Origin of the sequence: Xanthomonas euroxanthea (genome assembly GCF_900476395.1) — a bacterium.
GTDB classification, from domain to species: Bacteria; Pseudomonadota; Gammaproteobacteria; order Xanthomonadales; family Xanthomonadaceae; genus Xanthomonas; species Xanthomonas euroxanthea.
The window spans coordinates 383,415-405,978 of record NZ_UIHB01000004.1 but is presented as its reverse complement, the minus strand read 5'-3'; the positions used below and the strand labels follow the sequence as shown (position 1 = coordinate 405,978).

Sequence of the window (22,564 nt, the reverse complement as noted above, 5' to 3'; positions counted from 1 at the left end):
CTGCCGGCAGGCCTGACGCCTGCGCAACGGGGTGGCGGTGGACGCCCGGGCGCGGGAAACCCACACGGCCATGTGCCAGACTTGGGGGATGGCCGATCTCACCATTCTCGTCGCCGACGACCACCCGCTGTTCCGTGCCGCCGTGATCCATGTGCTGCAGCAGACCCTGCCGCAGGCCGATGTGGTGGAGGCTTCCAGCGCCGCCACGCTGAGCGCGATGCTGCGCTCGCACCCACAGGCCGAGCTGGTGCTGCTGGACCTGGCGATGCCGGGCGCACGCGGCTTCTCGGCGCTGTTGCATGTGCGGGGCGAGCATCCGGATATCCCGGTGGTGGTGATCTCCTCCAACGATCACCCACGCGTGATCCGGCGCGCGCAGCAGTTCGGCGCGGCCGGCTTCATTCCCAAATCCACTCCGGCCGAATCGATCGGCACTGCGGTGGCCAGCGTGCTGGAGGGCGGCACCTGGTTCCCGCCGATGACCGCCGAGCGCTCGGAGGCCGATGCGCAGCTGGCCTCCAAGCTGGCCCAGCTCACCCCGCAACAATTCCGCGTGCTGCTGAGCCTGGCCGACGGCCTGCTCAACAAGCAGATCGCGCACGAACTGGGGCTGGCCGAGAACACCGTCAAGGTGCATGTCACCGCCATCCTGAAGAAGCTGGACTGCTACAGCCGCACGCAGGCGGCGGTGCTGGTCAAGGCGCTGGAGCCCGAAGGCGAGGGCTGATCGTTGCCGGCCAGCGGCGCTGCGGATCGCGGTCGGCGCGGGTTTGCAGCGACCAGGCGCATTGCAGCGACGGCGGTGGTGACTGTGCGCCTGCGCCTGCCGTTTGCTCAGTTGCGCAGCTCTAGCGTGTGCCTGCCATAGATGAGCTGCTGCGCCATCGGCCGGCCGATGAAGCGCTCCGGGAAGATCGGCGACAGGCCGCTGACCTGATCCAGCCGCGCCAGCTGGTCGTCGCTGAACACGATCTCCAGCGCGCCGAAGTTGTCCTCGGCCTGCTGCAGCGTGCGCGCGCCCATCACCGGCGAGACCACCGCCGGGTTGCGCAAGGTCCAGGCCAGCGCAACTTGCGCGCGCGAGGCGCCCAGTTCCTCGGCGATCGCACCGACCACATCGGCGATCTCCAGCGAGCGTGCGTTGAGATGCCCGGTCGAGGCGATCACGCCCTTGCGGCTGGTCGAGACCTCTGCCGCGTTGTCGTCGGAGAGATCGGCGCGGCTGTATTTGCCGGTCAGGATGCCGCCGCCCAGCGGCGACCAGGGCAATACGCCCAGGCCCAGTTCGCGTGCCATCGGCAGCAATTCGTGTTCGACGCTGCGTTCGACCAGGCTGTATTCGATCTGCAGCGCCACCAGCGACGACCAGCCACGCAGATCGGCCAATGTCTGCAACTGCGCCACGCGCCAGGCCGGGGTGTTGCAGATGCCGAGGTAGAGCACCTTGCCCGACTGCACCAGATGCTCCAGCCCGCGCATCACTTCCTCCGGCGAGGTGGTGAAATCCCAGGCGTGCAGATACAGCAGGTCGATGCGGTCGGTGTCGAGCTGTCGCAGGCTGGTCTCGACCGAGCGGATCAGGTTGAGGCGATGATTGCCGCCGGAATTGATGTTGTCCGCATCGCGCGCCATGGTGAACTTGGTCGCCAGCACGAAGCGCTCGCGGCGGTCCTTGATCAGCGTGCCGAGAATGCGCTCGGCGCCGCCGTTGGTGTAGTTGACCGCGGTGTCGATGAAATTGCCGCCGCGGTCTGCATAGGCATCGAAGATGCGCCTGGCTTCGCCCGCATCCGCGCCCCAGCCCCAGGCTTCGCCGAAGGTCATGGTGCCCAGCGACAGCGGCGAGACGCGCAGCCCGGAGCGGCCAAGCAGGCGATAGTGGTCCAGCGACAGTGTCTGACTCATGCGGTGTGTCTCCCGATAGTGGCGTTGTGCGTCGTGCAATGCACTGTGCCGCGGGCCGCCGGGTCGGCGTGAGCCTGGTGATCCGGCATCCTTGCCCGATCCTCCGGATCGTCAACGCAGCATCGTCGCGTAGCCGCAGCCGCAGCCGCATGCATGCATCGCAGCGTTCGATTCGATGTGCGTGGGGCGCTGCCGCGTCGATTGCAGGGCGCCAACGAACACGCGCGTAGCGGGCGCAGATGCGCCTTTCTGGGGTGGCGATTGAGCGACCAAGATGCTGATATCCGCGACTGCGCTGCAGGGCCCTTGCCCGCCCACCCTCGCGGGACACGCCGCAAGTACATCCGTGTAGGCTCTGGCGCGGCATCCATGCCGCTCAATGTCCCGCGACGGTGAGCGGGCAAGGACCAGTCGAGATGGTCGGTGCGTATGGTTTTTTAAGCAAGGCAACCGACTAACTTTTTGTTGTGATGTCCTTGCCGGTTGCGGGACCGTGTGGCGGCATGGATGACGCCACCGAACCCCCAGGGACGGGTTTACGGCGTGTCCCGCAAGCGGTGAGGCACCGCGCCCTCGACGCTGCGAGTTTGCTGCAGGGCCCTTGCCCGCCCACCATCGCAGGACACGCCGCAAGTACGTCCGTGTAGGCTCTGGCGCGGCATCCATGCCGCTCAGGGTCCCGCGATGGTGGGCGGGCAAGGACCAGTCGAGATGGTCGGTGTGCATGGTTTTCAATAAAGCAGCCAGCAACCTATCTGGTGCGGCGTCCTCGCCGGTCGCGGGACCGTGTGGCGGCATGGATGCCGCCACCGAGCCTCCATGGATGGATTCACGGCGTGTCCCGCAACCGTTGAGGGCACCGCGCCCTCGACGCTGTCAGTTGGCTGCAGGGTCCTTGCCCGCCCACCCTCGCGGGACACGCCGCAAGTACGTCCGTGTAGGCTCTGGCGCGGCATCCATGCCGCTCAAGGTCCCGCGACGGTGAGCGGGCAAGGACCAGTCGAGATGGTCGGTGCGCATGGTTTCAGTAAAGCAGCCGACCAACTGTCTGGGGCGGCGAGGGCACCGCGCACTCGACTAACGTGGCTGCTGACTGCATCTAAACGGCGCTACGGCTCGACCTGCAGGCGCAGCAGCACGCTTGCGCGGGCGTATCGGTCGCGCGCTGCCGGCAATCACGCCACGCCATCAGAAATCCAGCGAATACCCCAGCGTAATGGTGCGGCCACGCCCGGCAAAGTAGCGCAGCGGTTCGACCAGGGCCGATTGCGAGTAATAGGTGATGTACTGCTTGTCGAACAGGTTGGACACGCCCATGCGCACTGCGCCACGCGGCAGCGCGTAATTGAACGTCGCATCCACCAGCGTGTAGCCGCTGAAGCGCTTGTCGGCCTCGTCGAAGGACTGGCTGAAGGCATGCTGGGCCTGCACGAACGAGGAGAGCTTCGGCGTCCACTGCGCCGACCACGAGGCAATCACGCGGTTGGGCGCCACGTTGAGCCCGTCCAGGCGTGCGTCCAGCTGCCCGTCGTTGTCGCTGTCGTAGCGGCCACGGGTGTAGGCGTAGGACAGGCGCAGCCGATGCGCCGCATCCAGGCGATAGCCCAGGCTGGCGTCCACGCCCTGCACGCGGGTCTTTTCGCGGCTCATCATGAAGGCGCCGTTGATCGGCACCACGCGCGTGCCCAGGTCCGAGTTGGACTGGAAGTAGCTCAGGTCCGCATCGAAGGCGCCACGCGTGAGGCGGGTGCCCGCTTCCACGCTCTTGGTCAGGATCGGCTCCAGCGTGCTCAGGCTGGCAACGCGTGTGCCCGGCGTGTTGATCGCGCGCAGCACGCGGCCCACGTCCGGCATGCCGAAGCCTTCGGAATAGCTGGTGAAAAAGCTCACACCTTCGAGCGGCGTGTAGACCAGGCCGGCGTTGTAGAGGGTCTGGTTGAAGTCGAGCGTGCCGCCTTCGACAGCGACGCGGTTGTAGCGCCACAGCGTCTGGTAGCTGTCGATCTTCAACTCGGCTTCTTCGCGGCGCACGCCGGCATGCAGGGTCAGCTCGGGCAGCAGCTTGTATTCGCCCTGCACGAACAGCGACAGGTTGCGGTAGTCCGATTCGGGCACATAGGTACGCCCGGTGCCGTAGAGATCCTGCTTGCCGGTGTCGGCCAGCAGGTCGACGCCGCCGGTGAGCTTGAGCCGGTTGTCGAGCAGGTCGTCCCTGGTCAGGCTGATCTTGCTGCCCCACTTGGAAGCGACCGAACGCGATTGGTCGTACAGCGTGCCGACCGGTGCAATGCGCGGATCCTGGAACGTGGACGAGTTGTCGGCGCCGAACAGCCCTTCGAACTCCTGGTTGAACACGATCGCGCTCAGCTGCATGCCGGCCAGATCGTCGTGGGTGTACGACAGGCTGGAGGTCAGCACATCGTTCCAGGGCGCGGTGCCTTGCGGGGTGCCGCGCACCGAGGTGGTGGGCAGGCCCTGCGCACGGTTGCCGGGGATGCCGATGTAGTCGTTGTCGTTCTTGATGCGGTAGCGGTTGACGCTGACGCTCAGGCGCTGCGTGTCGGTGAGCGCGTAGCCGAGCTTGGCCAGCACGTCGTAGCTCTTGGACGTCATCAGGTCGCCCTGGGTGTTGTCGGCGCCGATCGGCCGGCCCTGTCCGTCCACATACAGGCCCTGGTCGCTGTAGCTGGCCGAGAACAGGTAATCGAGCTTGTCCGCGCGGCCATCCACACGGTAACGCGTCTCGCCGCTGGTGGTTTCCGCACGCGTTTCCGAGGTGGGCGCGGTGGCCTGCACGTCGACGTGCTGATTCAGCGAGCCGTCCTGCGGGCGCCGGGTGATGATGTTGATGGTGCCGCCGGTGGCACCCAGCCCGTTGATGGCATTGGCGCCCTGGATGACTTCGATGCGCTCGACCATTGCGTAGTCGATGGTGTGCGCTTCGCGCCCGGTGGGGCGGATCGGGTTGGACTGCGGCACGCCGTCGATCAGGATCAACGGCGTGCGCCCGCGCAGGGTTTCGCCGCTGCCGTTCATCTTGCCGCGGCTGGGCGTGTACGAGGGAATCAGGTTGGCGAGCACGTCGGACGAATTGCTGGAGATCGTCAACTGCTGCTGGATCTGCGCCTTGTCGATGATCAGCACCGTCTGCGGCGACTCGGCCACGGTCATGTTGGAGCGCGAGGCGGCCACCACCACGGTGTCGAGCGTGTCGGTGACGTCCGATTGGGCCGAAGCGGTGGCGGAGGCGAACAGGCAGAGGGTGGCAACGAACGGCATGCCGGCCGATCCATGGGCGGAAAGCTTCATCGAGTAAGAACTCCAGGGCGCTGACGGAGCACGCGACATGCTCCGCTAGGCAAAGTCAAATGGGAATCGTTCTCGATAGTGTAGCAGGTGCAGTCGCCCGGGTGCCGGGCACGCTGCCGGCTGGTGCGCGAGTGCCGGCGTCGCGCCGACCTCCACGCGATCGCTCAGCGGCGATCGTGCAGATCCGCACGCTGCGTTGGCATCGCACGTTCACCCAGTGCGCGCTGCAGCGAGAGATGGGTGAGGGCTCGCCCACGCACACCGACACGGTGTGGCTCCGGCAATGCACCGGCGGAGCGGATCGAGACGATGCCTGCCGCCGGACTGGCGGTTGCCCGCATCGCGACCGGGATCAGGGCCTGGCCCTGTAGACGACGATGCCCTGCGTGCGGGCGACGTACTCCATGAACGGCGAGTCCACGACCTTTCCGTTTTCCGGGCGCGATGAGGCATTGCGCAACACCGGGCCCCGGTCGGTCATGACGAAGATGCCGACATGGCTGACATCCAGCCCGGGCGCCGGCGAGTACCTGCCCACATAGTCGCCGGTGCGCAGTTGCCGGACCACCGTGCTGTCCACATCGGCGGCGGGGATGTAGGTGATGGACCGCTGCACCAGCGGCAATCCGGGCAGATAGTTGCTGCCGTCGGCCTTGAGGTTGAGTGTCTTGTCCACGCTCACGGCCCTGGGGCTGAGCGTTGCGGTGATGTCGTCGGCAAGCGGGTAGGAACGTGCCACCCAGTCCGAAAAGAAGTGCTTGCGCGAGGTGAAGCCGATGACGCCATCGACGTAGCGGGTGAGGACCACGCGATCGACGAAATCCTGCTGCGAATGGGCGTGGCGCGCCGCTTCGACATAGTCCAGATAGGTGAAGCAATCCAGGCCCCTGAAGTCGATGATCAGCCGCTCCGGCACGGTGGCCGAGCCCTGCAGCATGTTGGCCTGATACGGCGTGCCGAGAAATTCCGCCGAGAGCAGCTTGATCAGATGCCCCGGACTCACGCCGCGATGCGTGGATGCCTGGTGCAGCACGCGGTCCAGGGTCTGCAAGGTGTACGGGTCCATGTCAGCGCGCACCGGGCCGGAGGGCGGCACGGTCGCCGATGGCGTGGACGCCTGCACGGGCATATCCGCCGCGCAACCTGCGGCGAGCAACGCGGTCAACATCACGGAGGCAGGCCTGAACATGAGGGCTCCACAAGTTTCCGGGGGAGAAACATCGGCAGGTGAGCTGTGCACGATGCAGACGTGGGCAGCAATGGACACACGCACTGTAGCGCCATCGCCAACGCGCGCTTGAGGCAGCACGCACTTCGGTACGCTGAAACGATCCGGCGAAACTCGCCAGACCGCGCAGGGCCAGGAAATCGCCGCATGGGACGCGTGCAGCACGGCGCGCCATCATGCGGCCTCTCGGCGGCAAGCAGGCCGGAAGCGTCGCGACACACCCAACGCAGCCCGTTGTTGCCTGTCGATGCTGCGCGACGGTGCAGCTCACCCGCGCCGCAACAGCATCTGCGTCATCAGGGCACGCAGCGCCGGCGGCCGCACCGGCTTGGCCAGGAACCCCCAGCCCAGGTCGAGCGCATGTTCACGCAGCGCCGGGTCGGGTTCGGCGGTGACCAGGATGACGCGCGGTTCGCGTTGCCAGCGCGCCACCAATTGCGGCAGCAATATCGGGCCGTAGTGCTCGCCCATGCGCACGTCCAGCAACAGCAGCTCCGGCACCTCGTCGGCGTTGGCGGCGGCCAATGCCTCGTCGGGGCCGCCGGCAAAGTCCACGCGGCATTCCCAGCGTTGCAGCAGCGCGCGGCTGGCCTCGCACACGCGCGGGTCATCGTCCACGCACCACACGCGGCAGCCGTGCAGGATCGGGTCATTGGCGGTTTCAGCGCTGGCGATGGGCGGTGGCAACTGCCTGGCGATGGAGGCGCGCTCGCCCAGCGGCACGGTCACCGAAAACACACTGCCGCTGCCCAGGGTGGAACGCAGGCTGATGCGGTGGCCGAGCAGGCGGCCGATGCGCTCGACGATCGCCAGGCCCAGACCGGCGCCGCGGTCGTTGGCCACGCCGTCGTCCAGGCGCCGGAATTCTTCGAAGATCTCGTCCTGCAAGGCCTCGGGAATGCCGGGTCCCTGGTCATGCACTTCGATGCGCAGCCAGCCGCCGCGACGACGGCAGCCGATCAGCACGCGCCCACGCGGCGTGTAGCGGATGGCGTTGGACAGGAAGTTCTGCAGGATGCGCCGCAGCAGGTTCTCGTCGCTCAACACCACCGCCGAGGTGGGCACCCAGTCCAGCACCAGGCCGCGGTCTTCGGCAAGGATGCCGAACTCGCGGGCCAGGGTTTCCAGCAGCGGGGCGATGGCGAAGTCGCGCACCCGGGTCTTCAGGCTGCCGGCCTCCAGCCGCGAGATGTCCAGCAGGCTGTTGAGGATGGCGTCCTGCGCGGCGAGCGCGCCTTCGATGTTGTCGACCACGCGCGCGCTGCCGGCCTCGCGCACCTGCCCGCGCAGCACCGAGACGAACATGCGTGCGGCGTTGAGCGGTTGCAGCAGGTCGTGCACGGCCGAGGCGACGAAGCGGGTCTTGTAGCGGTTGGCGCTCTCGGCCTCGCGCTTGGCCGCGGCCAGGTCGCGGGTCCGTTCGGCCACGCGGTGTTCCAGCGCATCGGCCAGCGAGCGCAGTTCGCGTGCGGCGTTCTTGTAGCTGGTGATGTCGGCATAGCTGGTGACGAATCCGCCATCGGGCAGCGGATTGCCGCGGATTTCCAGCACCGTGCCGTCTTCCTTCTCGCTCTCGCGCATATGCGGCTTGCCGCTGCGCAAATGGTTCAGGCGGCGCTCGATCGCCGCTTCGATCGGCCCCGGTCCGAGCAGGCCGCGGCGTGCGTTGAAGCGGAACAGGTCTTCGATCGGGCGGCCGATCTTGAGCAGTTCCGGCGGGAAGCGGAACAGTTCCACATAGCGCGAATTCCACGCCACCAGCTTGAGCGCCTCGTCGATCACCACCACGCCCTGCGGCAGGTGTTCCAGGCTGCGGCTCAGGCCGGCATTGGCCTGTTGCGCGGCGGTGACCACGCCATCCTGCGCGGTGCGCAGCTCTTCGGCATGTTGTTGCAGCAGCGTTTCCAGCTCGTGCCGGCTGCGCTGGCGCAGGGCGGACAGGCGCCGCCGCTGCTGCACGAACAACCACAGCAAGGCCAGCGCCAACCATGCACCGGCGGCGGCGATCGCAGCGGCGCGACCGGCCGCCGCGCTGGCGCGGGTGTCGTGCAGCAGATGCAGGCGCCAGCCGCTTTCGGGCACCTCCAGGGTCTGCCACAGCACCGGGCCGGCGAGCGGTGGGTCGCTGACCTCGGCCAGCACGCCACCGTTGCCGGTCTGCTCGATCAGCCGGCGCCGCAGCGGCAGCAGGCCCTGGTCGGCGTATTGGCGGGTGCTGCGCAATTCGCTGCGGTCGCGCAGGCTCAGCGGCGCCAGCATGCGGTAGCGCCACTGCGGGCGGCTGGCCAGGAACACCACCTGGTGCGCGTCGGAGGCCAGCACGATGTCCGGGGTCTGCAGCCACTCGCGTTCCAGCGCGGCCAGCGCGATCTTGATCACCACCACGCCCTGCACCTGGCCGCCGGCATCGACGATGGCCTGCGACAGGAAGTAACCCGGCTCGCTGGTGGTCATGCCGATGCCGTAGAAACTGCCGCTGCCGTTGGACAATGCCTGCTGGTAATACGGGCGGAAGGCGTAGTCCACGCCCACGTTGCTGCGCGCCCCGCGCCAGTTGCTGGCAGCCAATGCCAGGCCGTCGCGGTTGATGAGCGTCAGCGTGGAGGACTGGGTGACGTTGTTGGCGCGCTCGAGTTTGCGATTGAGCCGTTCCACCTGCGCGGCCGATAACGGCCCGGAGACGGCCGCGCGCAGTTCCGGGTCCAGTGCCAGGATCTGCGGCAGGGTGCGATAGCGATCGACGCGTTGCTGCAGGGCCTGCGCGTACAGGCGCAGCTGACGCCGTACGGTGGCGCTTTCCTCGTGCAGGGCGTTCTGTTCGACGAAGTGCCCGGCCGCCACCATCGCCACCAGCATGCCGCCCAGCACGATGGTCAGGGTGAGCAGCAGACGGCGGCGTTGCGAGGCGTACATGCCGACAAGTATGGCGGTGCGCCGCTGCATCGTGCAGCTATCGGCACCGGGCCTGCGCCAGGCGCCGACACCGCCGCAGCCACAAACGCCTGCGGCCGCATCCCCGAAAGGAGGCGGCCGCAGGGGCACGTGCGCTGGTGTGGGTTGCCGCCTTGGCGCGTCGAAGCGAAGGCAGCGCGCGGCCGACCAGGCCCGGGTTAGCTGTGCGCCATCACGCTCAGAACTGCACCTGCGCGCGCAGCTCCATCACGTGCGGGGTTTCATGCACGCCGTTGCGCGTGGCATCCACCCAGCTGTAGTTGGCCTGGAACTTGAAGTGGCTGGTGAGGTACCAGTTGGCGCCGATGGTGGTGTCGTGCTGGCGGCCGCCGCTGACGCGGTTGTCTTCCAGGTCCAGGCGGCTGTAGCGGGCGGTCAGCTCGACCGCGCCGTAGTCGTGCGCCGGCTTGATGTTGCCCGGTACGCCGCCGGCATAGCTGCGCGACTCGCCGGTCAGCGTCCAGGTGCCATAGAGGTACTGGCCCTGCGCGATGTAATGCGGCTGGTTGTCGTTACGTGCCACCTCGGCGCGCAGCGCTTCGCTCTGCAGCGAGAACGGGCCGTGGATCCACACCGCTTCCACGCCGGCGCGGATCACGTGGTCCACGTCGAGAATGGTGCCGGTGTCGATCAGGCGCACGTCGGTCAGGCCGGCTTCCGGGCGGGCACGCAGGCGCACGCGCGGGCTGAACGACACGCCGCGGCCGTCGCTGAAGCCACGCGGGTTTTCCACCGAGCCGGCCAGGCCCAGGTGCAGCACATTGCCTTCGGCCTTGAACGGGGTCCAGGCGGCATGCACGGCCTGGGTGGTGCCCGGGTTGTCGCCCTGCAGATCCTTGCCGCCGTACGCGCCGGCCTGCAGCAGATACTGCTGGCGCTCCAGCGTCCATTCCACGCCGGTACGACGGCCCTGGAACACCGCCTGGACCGGCAGGCCCAGTTCCATGAAGCTGCCCGCACGCGAGCTCTGCACCGCTTCCAGGCCCACCGGCACCTTCATGTAGCCCAGCCGCACGCGACCGTAATCCTGGCCGAACACGGCCTTGGTCTCGACGCGGAAGAACACGTCCAGCCACAGCTTGGCTTCGAAGTCGAAATACACCATGGCGTCGTAGACGCCCTTCTTCCTGAGGGTGGCGCCGAACTCCTTGCGGCGGAAGTCGGTGCGGTCTTCCAGGCGGTCGTCGCCGGAGAAGTTGTTGTCGTCGTAGGCGTAGTTGCCGGTCAGGCCGAGCTCGGTGCCATCGCCGAAGGTGTACTTGGTGGGCCAGTTTTCCAGCGAGGTGGCCGCATTGGCGGCTGCGGGCGCGGCGGCGATGGCCAACGCGAGAACGAGCGGATTGAGGCGCATAGGTGTGGTCTTCGGCAAGGAGAAAGGGCCGGGCGTCCTGCCATGGCGGTCGCACTGAACAGCTTCAGCAAGCGCGCAGGTTCCGGACGGCCAACGACACAACAATCGGTGTCTGCGTTAAATGGAATTAACGGCCGGTGGCGACGCCGCTGAAGTGTAAGGCGACGTTCAGCGCGGCGACAGTGCGTAGTACCAATGGGCTATCGGCCCGGGCTGCGACGTACGGCCAGAATGCCCGCACCGGGTGCCTGCTCAGGCCCCCTCTATGTTCCCTCGGAGTGGTGTCATGCACATCAGCAAGCCTGCCGGCCCCTTGCCGGCGCCCGTCCCCTTTTACCGTCAGCTGTATTTCCAGGTGGTGGTGGCGATCGTCCTGGGTGCCCTGCTGGGCCACTTCGAGCCGGCCTTCGCCGAAAGCCTCAAGCCGCTGGGCGATGCCTTCATCAAGCTGGTGAAGATGATCATCGCCCCGGTGATCTTCCTGACCATCGTCACCGGCATCGCCGGTATGACCCACCTCAAGACGGTGGGCCGGGTCTTCGCCAAGTCGATGACCTACTTCCTGTTCTTCTCCACGCTGGCGTTGATCGTGGGCATGATCGTGGCGCACGTGGTGCAGCCCGGCGCCGGCATGAACATCAACCCGGCCGAGCTGGACCAGAGCGCGGTCAACACCTACGTGCAGAAGTCCCACGAGCTGAGCCTGGTCGGCTTCCTGATGGACATCATCCCGGCCACGCTGGTCAGCGCGTTCGTCGATGGCAACATCCTGCAGGTGCTGTTCGTGGCGGTGCTGTTCGGGATCGCGCTGGCCCTGGTCGGCGAGCGTGGCCAGCCGGTGCTGAGCTTCCTGGAAGCGCTGACCGCGCCGGTGTTCCGCCTGGTGCACATGCTGATGAAGGCCGCGCCGATCGGTGCATTCGGTGCGATCGCCTTCACCATCGGCAAGTACGGGGTGGAATCGCTGGTCAACCTGGCCTGGCTGGTGGGCTCGTTTTACCTGACCTCGCTGTTCTTCGTGCTGGTGATCCTGGGCATCGTCTGCCGTCTGTGCGGCTTTTCGGTGCTCAAGCTGATCCGCTATCTCAAGGCCGAGTTGCTGCTGGTGCTGGGCACCTCTTCATCGGAGTCGGCGCTGCCATCGCTGATGGAGAAGATGGAAAAGGCCGGCTGCGAGAAGTCGGTGGTGGGCCTGGTGGTGCCGACCGGCTACTCGTTCAATCTGGATGGCACCAACATCTACATGACCCTGGCCGCCTTGTTCATCGCCCAGGCCACCAACGTGGACCTGACCCTGGGCCAGCAGATCACCCTGCTGGCGGTGGCGATGCTCAGCTCCAAGGGTGCGGCCGGCGTGACCGGCGCCGGCTTCATCACCCTGGCCGCCACGCTGTCGGTGGTGCCGGACGTGCCGGTGGCCGGCATGGCGCTGATCCTGGGCGTGGACCGCTTCATGAGCGAGTGCCGCTCGCTGACCAACTTCATCGGCAACGCGGTCGCCACGGTGGTGGTGTCGCGCTGGGAAAATGCGCTGGACCGCGATCAGCTCAAGCTGGTGCTGGATGGCGGCTCGCCGCCGCTGCAGGCACCGGTGGCCTCGACCGACGTCGTCGCCCCGATCAGCGCGCGCTGATGCTTCCTACGGCCCTGCATTCCGTCGGCGCTGCCGGCGGGATGCAGGGCCGTTTCCACATCCAGCCAGCACTGGCCGCAATGCATGCCGCGTTGTGGCATGCGATCTTCCTGCCGCCGCGACAGCTGCGCGACAGGCCCATGTTCAGGCAGGGGGGTAGAATTCAGCCCTCCTGCGCCTTCGAGACCCACAACGCCGATGTCCAACGACGACTTCAAACAGGCCGCCCTCGACTACCACCGCCAGCAGCCGGCCGGCAAGATCAAGGTCACCGCGACCAAGCCGATGCTGACCCAGCGCGACCTGTCGCTGGCGTATTCGCCGGGCGTGGCCTTCGCCTGCGAGGCGATCGTCGAAGAACCCACCCAGGCCAGCGAGCTGACCGCGCGCGGCAATCTGGTGGCGGTGATCACCAACGGCACCGCGGTGCTGGGCCTGGGCAACATCGGCCCGCTGGCGTCCAAGCCGGTGATGGAAGGCAAGGGCGTGCTGTTCCAGAAGTTCGCCGGCATCGACGTGTTCGACATCGAGATCAACGAGAACGACCCGGACAAGCTGGTCGACATCATCGCCAGTCTGGAGCCGACCTTCGGCGGCATCAACCTGGAAGACATCAAGGCGCCGGAGTGCTTCATCGTCGAGCGCAAGCTGCGCGAGCGCATGAACATCCCGGTGTTCCATGACGACCAGCACGGCACCGCGATCATCGTCGGCGCCGCCGTGCTCAACGCGCTGGTAGTCACCGGCAAGAAGATCGAAGAGGTCAAGCTGGCCACCACCGGCATGGGCGCGGCCGGCATCTCCTGCGTCAACATGCTGGTCTCTCTGGGCCTGAAGCCGGAGAACATCCTGGCGCTGGACCGCGATGGCGTGATCCACACCGGCCGCACCGACCTGGACCCGGACAAGCAGCGCTACGCGCGCGACACCGACAAGCGCACCCTGGCCGAGATCGTCGAGGGCGCGGACATCTTCCTGGGCCTGTCGGCGGCCGGCATCCTCAAGCCGGAAATGGTCGCCACGATGGCGCGCCAGCCGGTGATCTTCGCGCTGGCCAATCCCAACCCGGAAATCACCCCGGAAGCGGCCAAGGCGGTGCGCCCGGACTGCATCATCGGCACCGGCCGCTCGGACTACCCGAACCAGATCAATAACGTGCTGTGCTTCCCGTACCTGTTCCGCGGTGCGCTGGACGTGGGCGCCACCGGCATCAACGAAGAAATGAAGATCGCCTGCGTCAAGGCGATCGCGGCGATGGCACGGCGCGAGGCCTCCGACCTGGGCGCGGCCTACGGCGGCGAAACCCCGAGTTTCGGCCCGGAATACCTGATTCCGCGTCCGCTGGACCCGCGCCTGCTGGTGGAGCTGTCGTCCGCCGTTGCGCAGGCGGCGATGGATTCGGGCGTGGCCACGCGCCCGATCGCCGACATGGAGGCCTACCGCGACAAGCTCGGCCAGTTCGTCTACCGCACCAGCCTGATGATGAAGCCGGTCTACGACCGTGCGCGCGCCGACAAGCAGCGCGTGGTGTATGCCGAAGGCGAAGAGGAAGTGGTGCTGCGCGCGGTGCAGAACGTGGTCGACGAAGGCCTGGCCTTCCCGATCCTGATCGGCCGCCCGGACGTGATCGAAGCGCGTATCGAACGCATGGGCCTGCGCCTGACCGCCGGTGTGGATTTCGAGATCACCAACATCCTCGACGATCCCCGCTTCAACGAATACTGGCAGTACTACCACGCGCTCACCGAGCGTCGCGGCGTGACCGTCACTGCCGCCAAGGAGCTCATGCGCTCGCGTCCGACCCTGATCGCCGCGGTGATGGTGGCGCGTGGCGAAGCCGATGCGATGCTGTCCGGCGTGGTCGGCCGCTTCCACAAGAAGCTGGGCTACGCACGCAGCGTGATTCCGCTGGAACCGCGGGTGAGCTCCACCTCGGCGATGACCGGCGTGATCAACCAGCTGGGCGTGTTCTTCTTCCTGGACACGCATGTGCAGGAAGACCCGACCGTGGAGCAGGTGGTCGAAGCGACGCTGCAGGCCGCGTACCGCCTGAAATTGTTCGGCATCGAACCCAACATCGCGCTGCTGTCGCACTCCAACTTCGGCAGCCACGACTCGCGCGATGCGCTGAAGATGCGCCAGGTGCGCGAGGCCCTGCTCAAGCGCAAGCCCGAGCTCAACATCGATGGCGAAATGCAGGGCGACACCGCCTGGGACGAAGCACTGCGCAAGCAGATCATGCCCAACAGCACGCTCAAGGGCCGCGCCAACCTGTTCGTGCTGCCGAACCTCGAAGCGGCCAACATCGCCTACAACCTGGTACGCGTGTTCACCGACGGCGTGGCGATCGGCCCGATCCTGATGGGCATCTCCAAGCCGGTGCACATCCTCACCACCAGCGCCACCTCGCGCCGGGTGATGAACATGACCGCGATCGCGGCGGTGGATGCGCAGATCCGCCGGCAGCGCGATGCCGAGAAGACCGCCAGCGAAAAAAATAGCGATTGAGATCCCCCCACCGGGAAACATCAAAGACCGATCCGTTAGCGGCACCCCACGTGCCGCGCCAACGCCCCTCTCCCATCGGGGCGACAAGGCACTGCTTGCGCGCCACTGGCACGCGTGCCTTGAAGCGCCCGCGCCGCAAGCGCGGGCCGGCGCGCGGAGCGGGGGGTGGGTGGGGGTTAGGCTCACCAGCGCTGCTGACATTGCAGTGTGACCTCGCTCCCGCATCCCTCGTGCAAATCTGCCGACCGCTGAGCGGGTGCCTGCATCCTGCAGTCGCCTGCCTGCAGAAAGCAGCACAATCAGCGCTGCGAGACCGGCGCCTCAACGCACCGCAGGTTCCGCTCCCAGCAACTCGATCTCCGCCAGCTGCACTTTCGCAGGCGCACTGAATCGCAGCCGATAGTCGGTATACGCACCAGGTGTGGCAATACGAAACGGCCGCGTCTGCAACGGCCAGTCGAACGCTTCCTCACGGCGCTGATCGACCACCGTCCACGCACCATCGGCCGTACGCGCTTCCAACGTCCAGCCACTGGCCGCAATGGCCGCGTTGCCGTTGGTCAGTGTGTAGAGCGTGGGCGTGCCGCGCGCCATGCCACTGAGCGTCAGCGTCGATGTCGATGCAACTGCAGCGACGGTTCCCGCATCGTCGTCATGCAGGGCAGCGACCTCGCCACCATCGGCCAGCGTGATGCGCGCCGTGTCTCCGAGCACATCACGTAACGGGGCAGGGCGCTTGCCCGCAGCGGTCAGCGACGGTGGCGCATCGTTCGGCCCGGTGCCCCAGCGCGAGGGTGCAGGCCCCATCACGAAGTCCAGCGTCGCGCCCCTGGCGATGTCCGCATGCGGCAACCAGGTCTTGCGCCAGGGCTTTCCGTTGACCTTGAGCGATTGCACGTACACGTTCTGCGGCGAATTCTGCGGCGCATTGACCGTCAGCGTCCCGCCATCGGGCAACCGCACGCTGGCATGCTTGAACAGCGGTGAGCCGATCACGTATTCCGGCGTGCCCATGCGCAACGGATACAGGCCCAGTGCCGCGAACAGATACCACGCCGACATTTCGCCGTTGTCCTCATCACCGGGATAGCCCTGGCCGATCTCGCTGCCCAGGTACAGGCGTGCCAGGATCTCGCGGGTGATGCGTTGCGTCTTCCACGGCTGCCCGGCGTACAGATACATCCACGGGATATGGTGCGCGGTCTGGTTGCTGTGCGCATACATGCCCATCCGCACATCGCGCGCTTCGGTCATCTCGTGAATGGTGGTGCCGTAGGAGCCGGCGAACCTGGCCTCGGCGGTCTCGGGGGTGGCAAAGAACGTATCCAGTTTCGCTGCCAGGCCCGCGCGTCCTCCATACAACGCCGCCAGGCCTTCACCGTCGTGCGGTGCGGTGAATGCAAACGTCCAGCCGCTGGACTCGGTGTAATCGTGGCCCCACACGCGCGGGTCGTACCGTGCCGCGTCCACGCGCCAATGGCCGTCCGGTGTGCGGCCCTGGAAAAAACCGATCGCCGGATTGAACAACGCCGAATAGCCCGCCGCGCGCTGACGAAAATATACCGCCTCGGTCGTGTAACGCTCGCGCGCCGTGGCCGTCTTTGCCTGCCCGGCCAGCGCCTCGGCCATGTTGGCGATACCGAAATCGTTGAGCGCGCCCTCCATCGACCACGACATGCCTTCGTGCGTGTCGGTATCGGCATAACCGCGAAAGGTCGAACGGGCCATGCCCTTGCGGCCGACATGCCTGTCGGGCGCCACCACGGTGGCGTTCTTGCGTGCGGCAACATACGCCTCGAGCGGATCGAAGCCCTGCACGCCCTTGCGCCAGGCATCGGCAAAGGCCACGTCGGAACTGGTGCCGACCATCAGATCGGCATACCCGGGCGACGACCAGCGCGCCACCCAGCCGCCCGCGCGCGATTGCTCCAGAAAGCCTTGCACCAGCGCACCGGCATCGTCGGGCGCGAACAAGGCGTACGCCGGCCACGCGGTGCGAAAGGTGTCCCACAAGCCGTTGTTGACATAGACCCGGCCATCGCGGATCGGCGCAAAGCTGCGCACCGCGCTGCCATCGATGTTGTCGTCCGACCAGCTGCTCTGGCTGGCGTAACGCCAGTCCGGTGCGCTGGCGCTGCCGACGTTCTCATGGCCGGAGTTGGGATACAGGTGCAGCCGGTACAGGTTGGAATACAGCGTGGTCTTCTGGTCGGCGGTGGCGTCGGGCACCTCCAGGCGTCCCAGCACCGCATCCCAGGCTTGCTGCGCCCGCGCGGCGACCTGCTCGAATGTTGTCTGTGGTGCGATTTCCAGTGCCAGGTTGTGCCTGGCCTGCTCGAGCGAGATCAGCGAGGTGGCAATGCGCATCTGCACCTGCCGGGTGCTGCCTGGATCGAACTTGATCCAGCCGGTGGGCCGGCCGGTGTCGCTCAGGCCGCTGGTTTCCCACGGCGTATCGAAGCTGGCATGGACATACATGCGCGTGGCGCCGGTCGACAGCCCGCTACGTACATCGGTATAGCCGGAGAGTGTCTGTGTCGCCGCATCCAGCCGCAGCCCGCCGCGCGCGTCCACATTGTCGAACACCAGATTGGCATCGCCCTGCGCCGGAAAGCGAAAGCGGAACAACGCGGCATGGTCGGTCGGCGCGATCTCGGCCTGGATCCCGTTGTCCAGCTGCACTGCGTAGCGATAGGGGCGGGCGGTTTCATTGGCATGCGAAAACGCCAGCGCACGCTGTCGACGATCGGCTGGCGGCACGCCGGCCGCCAGCGACGGCATCACCTGAAAGGTCTGGCGGTCGCCCATCCACGGGCTGGGCTGATGGCTGAGCGACAACGCCTGCAGGCGCGGGCGATTGTCCGCATCGTTGTGTTCGTTCCAGCGATACAGCCAGGTCAGCGCGCCCGCATCGGTCACCGGCGTCCAGAAGTTGAAGCCATGCGGCACCGCTGTTGCCGGGAAATTGTTGCCGCGCGAGAACGTGCCATTGGACTGCGTGCCGCGTGTGGTCAGCACCCAATCCGACGGACGCGTTGCCGGCGTGAGCGGTACCTCGGCAATGGCGATATCGTCGATCCAGCCGGCACCGGGCGCGCCTGCCGGCGGTGCAACTTCCAGCTCGATCGCACGCACATGGCGCCCACGCAGACCGGCCACGTCACCCAGCCGCACCGCCTTGCGCGCCCATTGCTGCGGATACAGCGTCTTCGACTCGCCTTGCGCCCGCGCACCGAGCGCGACGCCATGTTGATCCCGCGCAGCACTGGCCGACACGCGTGTGCCGTCGTCCAGCAGCAGGTCCAGCGACACATAGGTCGATGCCACATGCTCGCCACCCACGCTCTCGGGCAATACCAGCCAGGACAGCGTGGTATCGGCACCGATCGGGATCTCGCCGGTCAACAAGGTGCGCCGCCCACCTGCGCCACGACTGTCGTACCGCAGGGCATGCGCACCGCTGTAGCCGGCGTTCGGCTTGGCCGCATACGGCGCGGCCGGACCGGTGCCGATGGCAATCTGCACATCGCCCGCCGCCGCGCTCACCGGCAACGGCTGGCCGGCTTCAAACGAGGTCGACAACCCGGTCGCCGCACTCACCGACAACGGCGCAGCGACGCCCAGGGCAACGACCAGCCGGAACCACAGGTCACGCGGATGCAGCAACACAACAGACGAGGTCACGTGGCGATGTCTCCTTGGGTGCGATGCCGCAGGGCAGGTCCGGCCTGCCGAGGCAGGCGAGCCTGGCACGCGCACGCCGGGGCGGTGCGCCATTGTCCGGCGATGATAAGCGCGATGTCCGGGTATGGCTGCCTGGCGCTGCCGGCCCAGCAAGGCCAGGCCAGCCAGGGCTGCCGCATTGCTCCCCGACGCTGGCAGCGCCCGGGGCGGCTGTTGAGAGCATCACCACCCGAACCGGTGTGGCCGGTCAATGGGCCGATCACCACGCAGGCTGCTAGAATCCGCGCTCTGCCTTGTCTCTACGATCGTGCCGCCATGAGCCAGACCGCCACCGCGCCCGCCAATGCCGAATCGCGCTACACCGTGCATCGCGGCGATCTGCCGCTGAGCTGCCCGACGCCGCAGATGGCGTTGTGGAACTCGCATCCGCGCGTGTATCTGCCGATCGAAGACGAGCCCAACTGCGAAGCCAAGTGCCCGTATTGCGGCGCGCTGTTCGTGCTCGCCGACTGATCCTGGCCGGATGCACCGCCTGACCGTGGTGCAACTGCTGCCGGCGCTGCAGTCCGGCGGCGTCGAGCGCTCCACCCTGGAAATCGCCGCTGCGCTGGTGCGCGCCGGCCACCGCGCGGTGGTGGTCTCGGCCGGCGGCCGCCTGGTCCAGCCGCTGCTGGAGGCGGGCGGCGAACATCTCACGCTGGACATCGGGCGCAAGTCGCTGCTGACCTTGCGTCACGTGGTCGGCCTGCGCCGGCTGTTCGCCGAACTGGGGGCCGACATCGTGCATGCACGTTCGCGCCTGCCGGCCTGGCTGGGCTGGTACGCGTTGCGCGGCATGCCGCAGGCCACCCGGCCGCGCTTCGTCACCACCGTGCACGGGCTCAACTCGCCCAGCCGCTACAGCGCGGTGATGACCTATGGCGAGCGGGTGATCTGCGTCTCGCAGACAGTGCGCGAGTACGTCTGCACGCACTATCCGCAGACCGACACCGCGCGCCTGCGCACGATCCCGCGCGGTGTCGATATCGCCCAGTTTCCGCGTCGCCCGCAGCCGGACCGCCGCGCGCGCAGCTGGGCACAGACCGTGCTGCCCGACTTGCCGGCCGATGCACCACTGCTGCTGCTGCCCGGGCGCGGCACGCGCCTGAAAGGGCACGTCGACGGCCTGCAATTGCTCGCCGACGTGCGCGCTGCCGGCGTGCCGGCCTGGTTGTGGCTGCCAGGCGCGCGCGAGCCGGGCCGTGATGCCTATCTGCGCGAGCTGGAAGCCGAGGCCGCCAGACTGGGCGTGGCCGAGGCGGTCGCCTTCACCGAACCCACCGCACGCATCGCCGAGGCCTATGCCGCCAGCGATCTGGTGCTGCAGCTGTCGCGCAAGCCCGAGGCCTTCGGCCGCACCGTGGTGGAGGCCCTGTCGGTGGGCCGGCCAGTGCTGGGTTGGGCGCACGGCGGCGTCGGCGAGCTGCTGGCCGAGTTGCAACCCGGCGGCGCCGTGCCGGCCTTCGATGCCCATGCCTTGCGCACCCAGGCGCTGCAGTTGCTGCGGCAGGCGCCGACACCGCCCGCCGTGCTCCCCTATACGTTGCAGGCCATGCAAGCGGCCACCCTGAAGGTCTATGACGAACTCCGCCGCTGAGGCCATCCCACCTGCGTCCGCGCTGACCCCCGATGCCGGTCGCTGGGCGCCGCTGTGGGTGCTCCTGTTCGTGGCGCTATGGCCCACACCCGGGCTGGCCGAGACGGTGTTGTCGCTGGGTGCGCTGTTTGCGGCCTACCGCCTGCTGCATGCGCGCTTCCGTGGCGGCACCCGGCTGCTCAGTGGTGCGGCCTGGGCGCTGACCAGCGTGCTGTTCTTCGCGTACTGGTTGCCGCAGATGCTGTCGGCGTTCGATGCGGTGGACGTGGGGCGCGCGCTGCGCAAGTCGGCCACCGATCTGCGCTATCTGCCGTTCATGTGGTTGTGCGCGATCGCGGTGGCCAATGCGCAGCGGCGTCGGCGCACCTTCACCGGCCTGGCGGTGATCGGCGGGGTGTGGACACTGGATGCGCTGCTGCAGGCCGTGTTCGGCAGCAGCCCGTTGTTCTTCGGCCTGGATCAGATCAAGCAGCTGATCAGCGGGCATGGCCTGTGCACGCCGCAGGAGCTGGCCCTGGTCGACCGCCTCAGCGGCGTGCTGGGGCCGTGCAACCTCAAGTTCGGTCAGACGCTTGCAAGCCTGTCGCCCTTCCTGCTGCTGGCACTGGGGCGGCGCAATGCCTGGGCGTGGGCGGGCGCTGCTGCGGCGGTCGGCGTGGTGCTGGTGCTGGCGGGGTCGCGGGCCTCGTGGATCACCTACGGCGTGATCGTGCTGCTGTCCGGCTGGCAGTTGCTGGGTGGCCGCCGCCTGCTTGCGGTGGCGGTGGTCGGCGCGCTGCTGGCGGCCGGGGTGGTGGCGGTGGCGCCGCAGGCGCGCGAGCGGATCCAGCGCACCGCGCTGGCCTTCAGCGATGACCAGCAGGGCGTCGACCAGGCCTTGTCCGGGCGTGCGCAGATCTGGGGCGCAGCGCTGTGCATGATCCACGCGCATCCACTCAATGGGGTGGGCGCCCGCGGCTTCCGGCAGGCGTATCCGGCCTGCAATCCGGCACCCGCGCAGGCGCCGGCCTGGGGCGATGGGCCGGCCTTCCATGCGCACCAGATCGTGCTGGAAATCCTGGCCGAAACCGGGGTGATCGGGTTGCTGCTGTGGCTGGCCGGTGCGGCGCAGGCCTGGCGCGCGTGGCGCTATTCCAGCCTGGCCGCGCGCGAGCAGGCACGCCCGGCGATGATCGCGCTGGTGGCCACGGTGTTCCCGCTCAACACGCATCTGGCGTTCTATTCCAGCTTCTGGGGCGGGCTGAGCCTGATGCTGGCCGGCCTGTATGCCGGTGCCTTGCTCAACGACGACGCAGATCAGCCGCCGCCGCGCTGATTCTCCCTGCATCTTGCGGTGCTGCGGCGGCACACGCCGCCTGCATCCAGATACGCGATATCAACGATAAAAATCGCTGCGCCCACCCGGCTGGCGTTTGAAGCGCCGATGGATCCACAGGTACTGGTCCGGCGCCTCGCGCACCATGTCCTCGATCGCCGCATTGACCTGCGTGGTATCGGCGATCACATCGTCGGAGGGGATGTCTGCCAGCGGCGGTGCGATCTTGAGGAGGTAGCGGCCACCTTCGCGCCGATGGAAGTACGGCACCACCGCGCAACCGGTCAGCCGCGCCAGCTGATGGGTGGCGGTGATGGTGGAGGCCGGATGCCCGAAGAACGGCACGAACACGGTGTCCTTGCCGCGCATGTCCTGATCCGGCGCGTACCACAGGAAACCGCCGCGCTTGAGGTGCTTGATGGTGGCGCGCAGATCCTCGTTGGCGAACATGTGCGTGGCATAGCGCAACCGCCCGCGCTTGACCGCCCACTCGAACACCGGGTTGCGATGCTTGCGGTACATGCCGGCCAGCGGTACGTAATCGCATAGCAGCCGCCCGCACATCTCCAGCGTCATGAAGTGGCCGGAGACCAGCAACACGCCGCGTTTTTGTTCCTGCAGGCGCTGCAGGTGTTCCAGCCCTTCGACCTGCACGCCGGGGCGGATCGCATCGATGCTGCCCCACCAGGCGCGCGCGAATTCGAACAGGCCCACGCCCAGCGCATCGAAACTGTCGCGCAACAGCCGCGCCCGCCAGGCATCGTCCTGTTCGGGAAAACACAGCTTGAGGTTGACCTCGGCAGCACGCCGGCGCGTGCCGGCCAGGCGCATCGCGATCCAGCCCACGCCACGCCCCAGCGCACGCTGCAGCATCCAGGGCAGGCGTCCGGCGATCACCATGACGGCAAGGGCCAGGTACATCGGCCAGTGCCTGGGATTGCGCAGGGAAGGGCGGACAGCGACGTTGGCGGGCTCGGACATGGGCCAATTCTAAGGGATCATGCGCGCGCGGCAGCGTGCACATGCGCACGCCGCAACGCTCC

13 protein-coding genes are annotated in these 22,564 nt (G+C 67.4%); 6 read left to right on the top strand and 7 right to left on the bottom strand.

Annotation, left to right across the window (positions count from 1 at the left end):
• The first annotated feature begins 88 nt into the window (after positions 1-88).
• A complete protein-coding gene (locus tag CPBF1521_RS14120; RefSeq protein ID WP_024938967.1) occupies positions 89-727 on the top strand; it encodes a response regulator in 639 nt (212 codons plus the stop codon).
• Between the two features lie 107 nt (positions 728-834).
• Here the strand turns inward: CPBF1521_RS14120 and CPBF1521_RS14115 are convergent, their stop codons facing one another.
• The 5 genes from CPBF1521_RS14115 to CPBF1521_RS14090 form a co-directional block, all read right to left on the bottom strand.
• The gene (locus CPBF1521_RS14115; RefSeq protein ID WP_115677377.1) at positions 835-1,905 is read right to left on the bottom strand and encodes an aldo/keto reductase; all 1,071 of its coding nucleotides are present in this window, start codon (positions 1,903-1,905) and stop codon (positions 835-837) included.
• A 1,188-nt stretch (positions 1,906-3,093) separates the two neighbouring features.
• Positions 3,094-5,214 (bottom strand): TonB-dependent receptor, encoded by a 2,121-nt coding sequence (locus tag CPBF1521_RS14105; protein ID WP_235858459.1) that lies wholly within the window; start codon positions 5,212-5,214, stop codon positions 3,094-3,096.
• 352 nt (positions 5,215-5,566) lie between these two features.
• Complete coding sequence (locus tag CPBF1521_RS14100) at positions 5,567-6,343, bottom strand: DUF1460 domain-containing protein (RefSeq protein ID WP_235858462.1); 777 nt, start codon at positions 6,341-6,343, stop codon at positions 5,567-5,569.
• Between the two features lie 366 nt (positions 6,344-6,709).
• Positions 6,710-9,355 carry a hybrid sensor histidine kinase/response regulator gene (locus CPBF1521_RS14095; protein WP_104584012.1) on the bottom strand — a complete coding sequence of 882 codons (2,646 nt, stop codon included), beginning with the start codon at positions 9,353-9,355 and terminating at the stop codon, positions 6,710-6,712.
• 217 nt (positions 9,356-9,572) lie between these two features.
• A complete protein-coding gene (locus tag CPBF1521_RS14090; RefSeq protein ID WP_104648808.1) occupies positions 9,573-10,745 on the bottom strand; it encodes an OprO/OprP family phosphate-selective porin in 1,173 nt (390 codons plus the stop codon).
• A 286-nt stretch (positions 10,746-11,031) separates the two neighbouring features.
• On the opposite strand from CPBF1521_RS14090, the gene CPBF1521_RS14085 reads away from it, so the two are divergent.
• Positions 11,032-12,378, top strand: a complete 1,347-nt coding sequence (locus CPBF1521_RS14085; protein ID WP_104584014.1) for a dicarboxylate/amino acid:cation symporter — start codon at positions 11,032-11,034, stop codon at positions 12,376-12,378.
• 198 nt (positions 12,379-12,576) lie between these two features.
• The gene (locus CPBF1521_RS14080; RefSeq protein WP_115677373.1) at positions 12,577-14,886 is read left to right on the top strand and encodes an NADP-dependent malic enzyme; all 2,310 of its coding nucleotides are present in this window, start codon (positions 12,577-12,579) and stop codon (positions 14,884-14,886) included.
• 321 nt (positions 14,887-15,207) lie between these two features.
• On the opposite strand, the gene CPBF1521_RS14070 is transcribed toward CPBF1521_RS14080, so the two are convergent.
• Complete coding sequence (locus CPBF1521_RS14070; RefSeq protein ID WP_115677371.1) at positions 15,208-18,570, bottom strand: GH92 family glycosyl hydrolase; 3,363 nt, start codon at positions 18,568-18,570, stop codon at positions 15,208-15,210.
• Between the two features lie 315 nt (positions 18,571-18,885).
• Here CPBF1521_RS14070 and CPBF1521_RS14065 point away from each other — a divergent pair, with 315 nt between their 5' ends.
• Genes CPBF1521_RS14065 through CPBF1521_RS14055 form a run of 3 tightly spaced genes read left to right on the top strand, consistent with a single transcriptional unit; the run spans position 18,886 to position 21,521 of the window.
• Positions 18,886-19,083, top strand: coding sequence for a zinc-finger domain-containing protein (locus CPBF1521_RS14065; protein WP_006451050.1), 198 nt, complete (start codon positions 18,886-18,888; stop codon positions 19,081-19,083).
• Between the two features lie 10 nt (positions 19,084-19,093).
• Entirely contained in the window at positions 19,094-20,206 is a 1,113-nt protein-coding gene (locus CPBF1521_RS14060; RefSeq protein WP_115677370.1) for a glycosyltransferase, read from the top strand.
• A complete protein-coding gene (locus CPBF1521_RS14055) occupies positions 20,187-21,521 on the top strand; it encodes an O-antigen ligase family protein (protein WP_104648811.1) in 1,335 nt (444 codons plus the stop codon). The genes CPBF1521_RS14060 and CPBF1521_RS14055 overlap by 20 nt, the downstream gene beginning before the upstream one ends.
• 60 nt (positions 21,522-21,581) lie before the next feature.
• Here CPBF1521_RS14055 and CPBF1521_RS14050 read toward each other — a convergent pair whose 3' ends face one another.
• Positions 21,582-22,502 carry an LpxL/LpxP family Kdo(2)-lipid IV(A) lauroyl/palmitoleoyl acyltransferase gene (locus CPBF1521_RS14050; protein WP_104648812.1) on the bottom strand — a complete coding sequence of 307 codons (921 nt, stop codon included), beginning with the start codon at positions 22,500-22,502 and terminating at the stop codon, positions 21,582-21,584.
• Between the last annotated feature and the right edge of the window lie 62 nt (positions 22,503-22,564).

Excerpts from the sequence above, each read along its gene's own strand:
- CPBF1521_RS14105 (WP_235858459.1), bottom strand. The coding sequence starts at position 5,214 with ATGAAGCTTTCCGCCCATGGATCGGCCGGCATGCCGTTCGTTGCCACC.
- CPBF1521_RS14090 (WP_104648808.1), bottom strand. The coding sequence starts at position 10,745 with ATGCGCCTCAATCCGCTCGTTCTCGCGTTGGCCATCGCCGCCGCGCCC.
- CPBF1521_RS14100 (WP_235858462.1), bottom strand. The coding sequence starts at position 6,343 with ATGCCCGTGCAGGCGTCCACGCCATCGGCGACCGTGCCGCCCTCCGGC.
- CPBF1521_RS14120 (WP_024938967.1), top strand. The coding sequence starts at position 89 with ATGGCCGATCTCACCATTCTCGTCGCCGACGACCACCCGCTGTTCCGT.
- CPBF1521_RS14115 (WP_115677377.1), bottom strand. The coding sequence starts at position 1,905 with ATGAGTCAGACACTGTCGCTGGACCACTATCGCCTGCTTGGCCGCTCC.
- CPBF1521_RS14080 (WP_115677373.1), top strand. The coding sequence starts at position 12,577 with ATGTCCAACGACGACTTCAAACAGGCCGCCCTCGACTACCACCGCCAG.
- CPBF1521_RS14050 (WP_104648812.1), bottom strand. The coding sequence starts at position 22,502 with ATGTCCGAGCCCGCCAACGTCGCTGTCCGCCCTTCCCTGCGCAATCCC.
- CPBF1521_RS14095 (WP_104584012.1), bottom strand. The coding sequence starts at position 9,355 with ATGTACGCCTCGCAACGCCGCCGTCTGCTGCTCACCCTGACCATCGTG.
- CPBF1521_RS14085 (WP_104584014.1), top strand. The coding sequence starts at position 11,032 with ATGCACATCAGCAAGCCTGCCGGCCCCTTGCCGGCGCCCGTCCCCTTT.
- CPBF1521_RS14065 (WP_006451050.1), top strand. The coding sequence starts at position 18,886 with ATGAGCCAGACCGCCACCGCGCCCGCCAATGCCGAATCGCGCTACACC.
- CPBF1521_RS14055 (WP_104648811.1), top strand. The coding sequence starts at position 20,187 with ATGACGAACTCCGCCGCTGAGGCCATCCCACCTGCGTCCGCGCTGACC.
- CPBF1521_RS14060 (WP_115677370.1), top strand. The coding sequence starts at position 19,094 with ATGCACCGCCTGACCGTGGTGCAACTGCTGCCGGCGCTGCAGTCCGGC.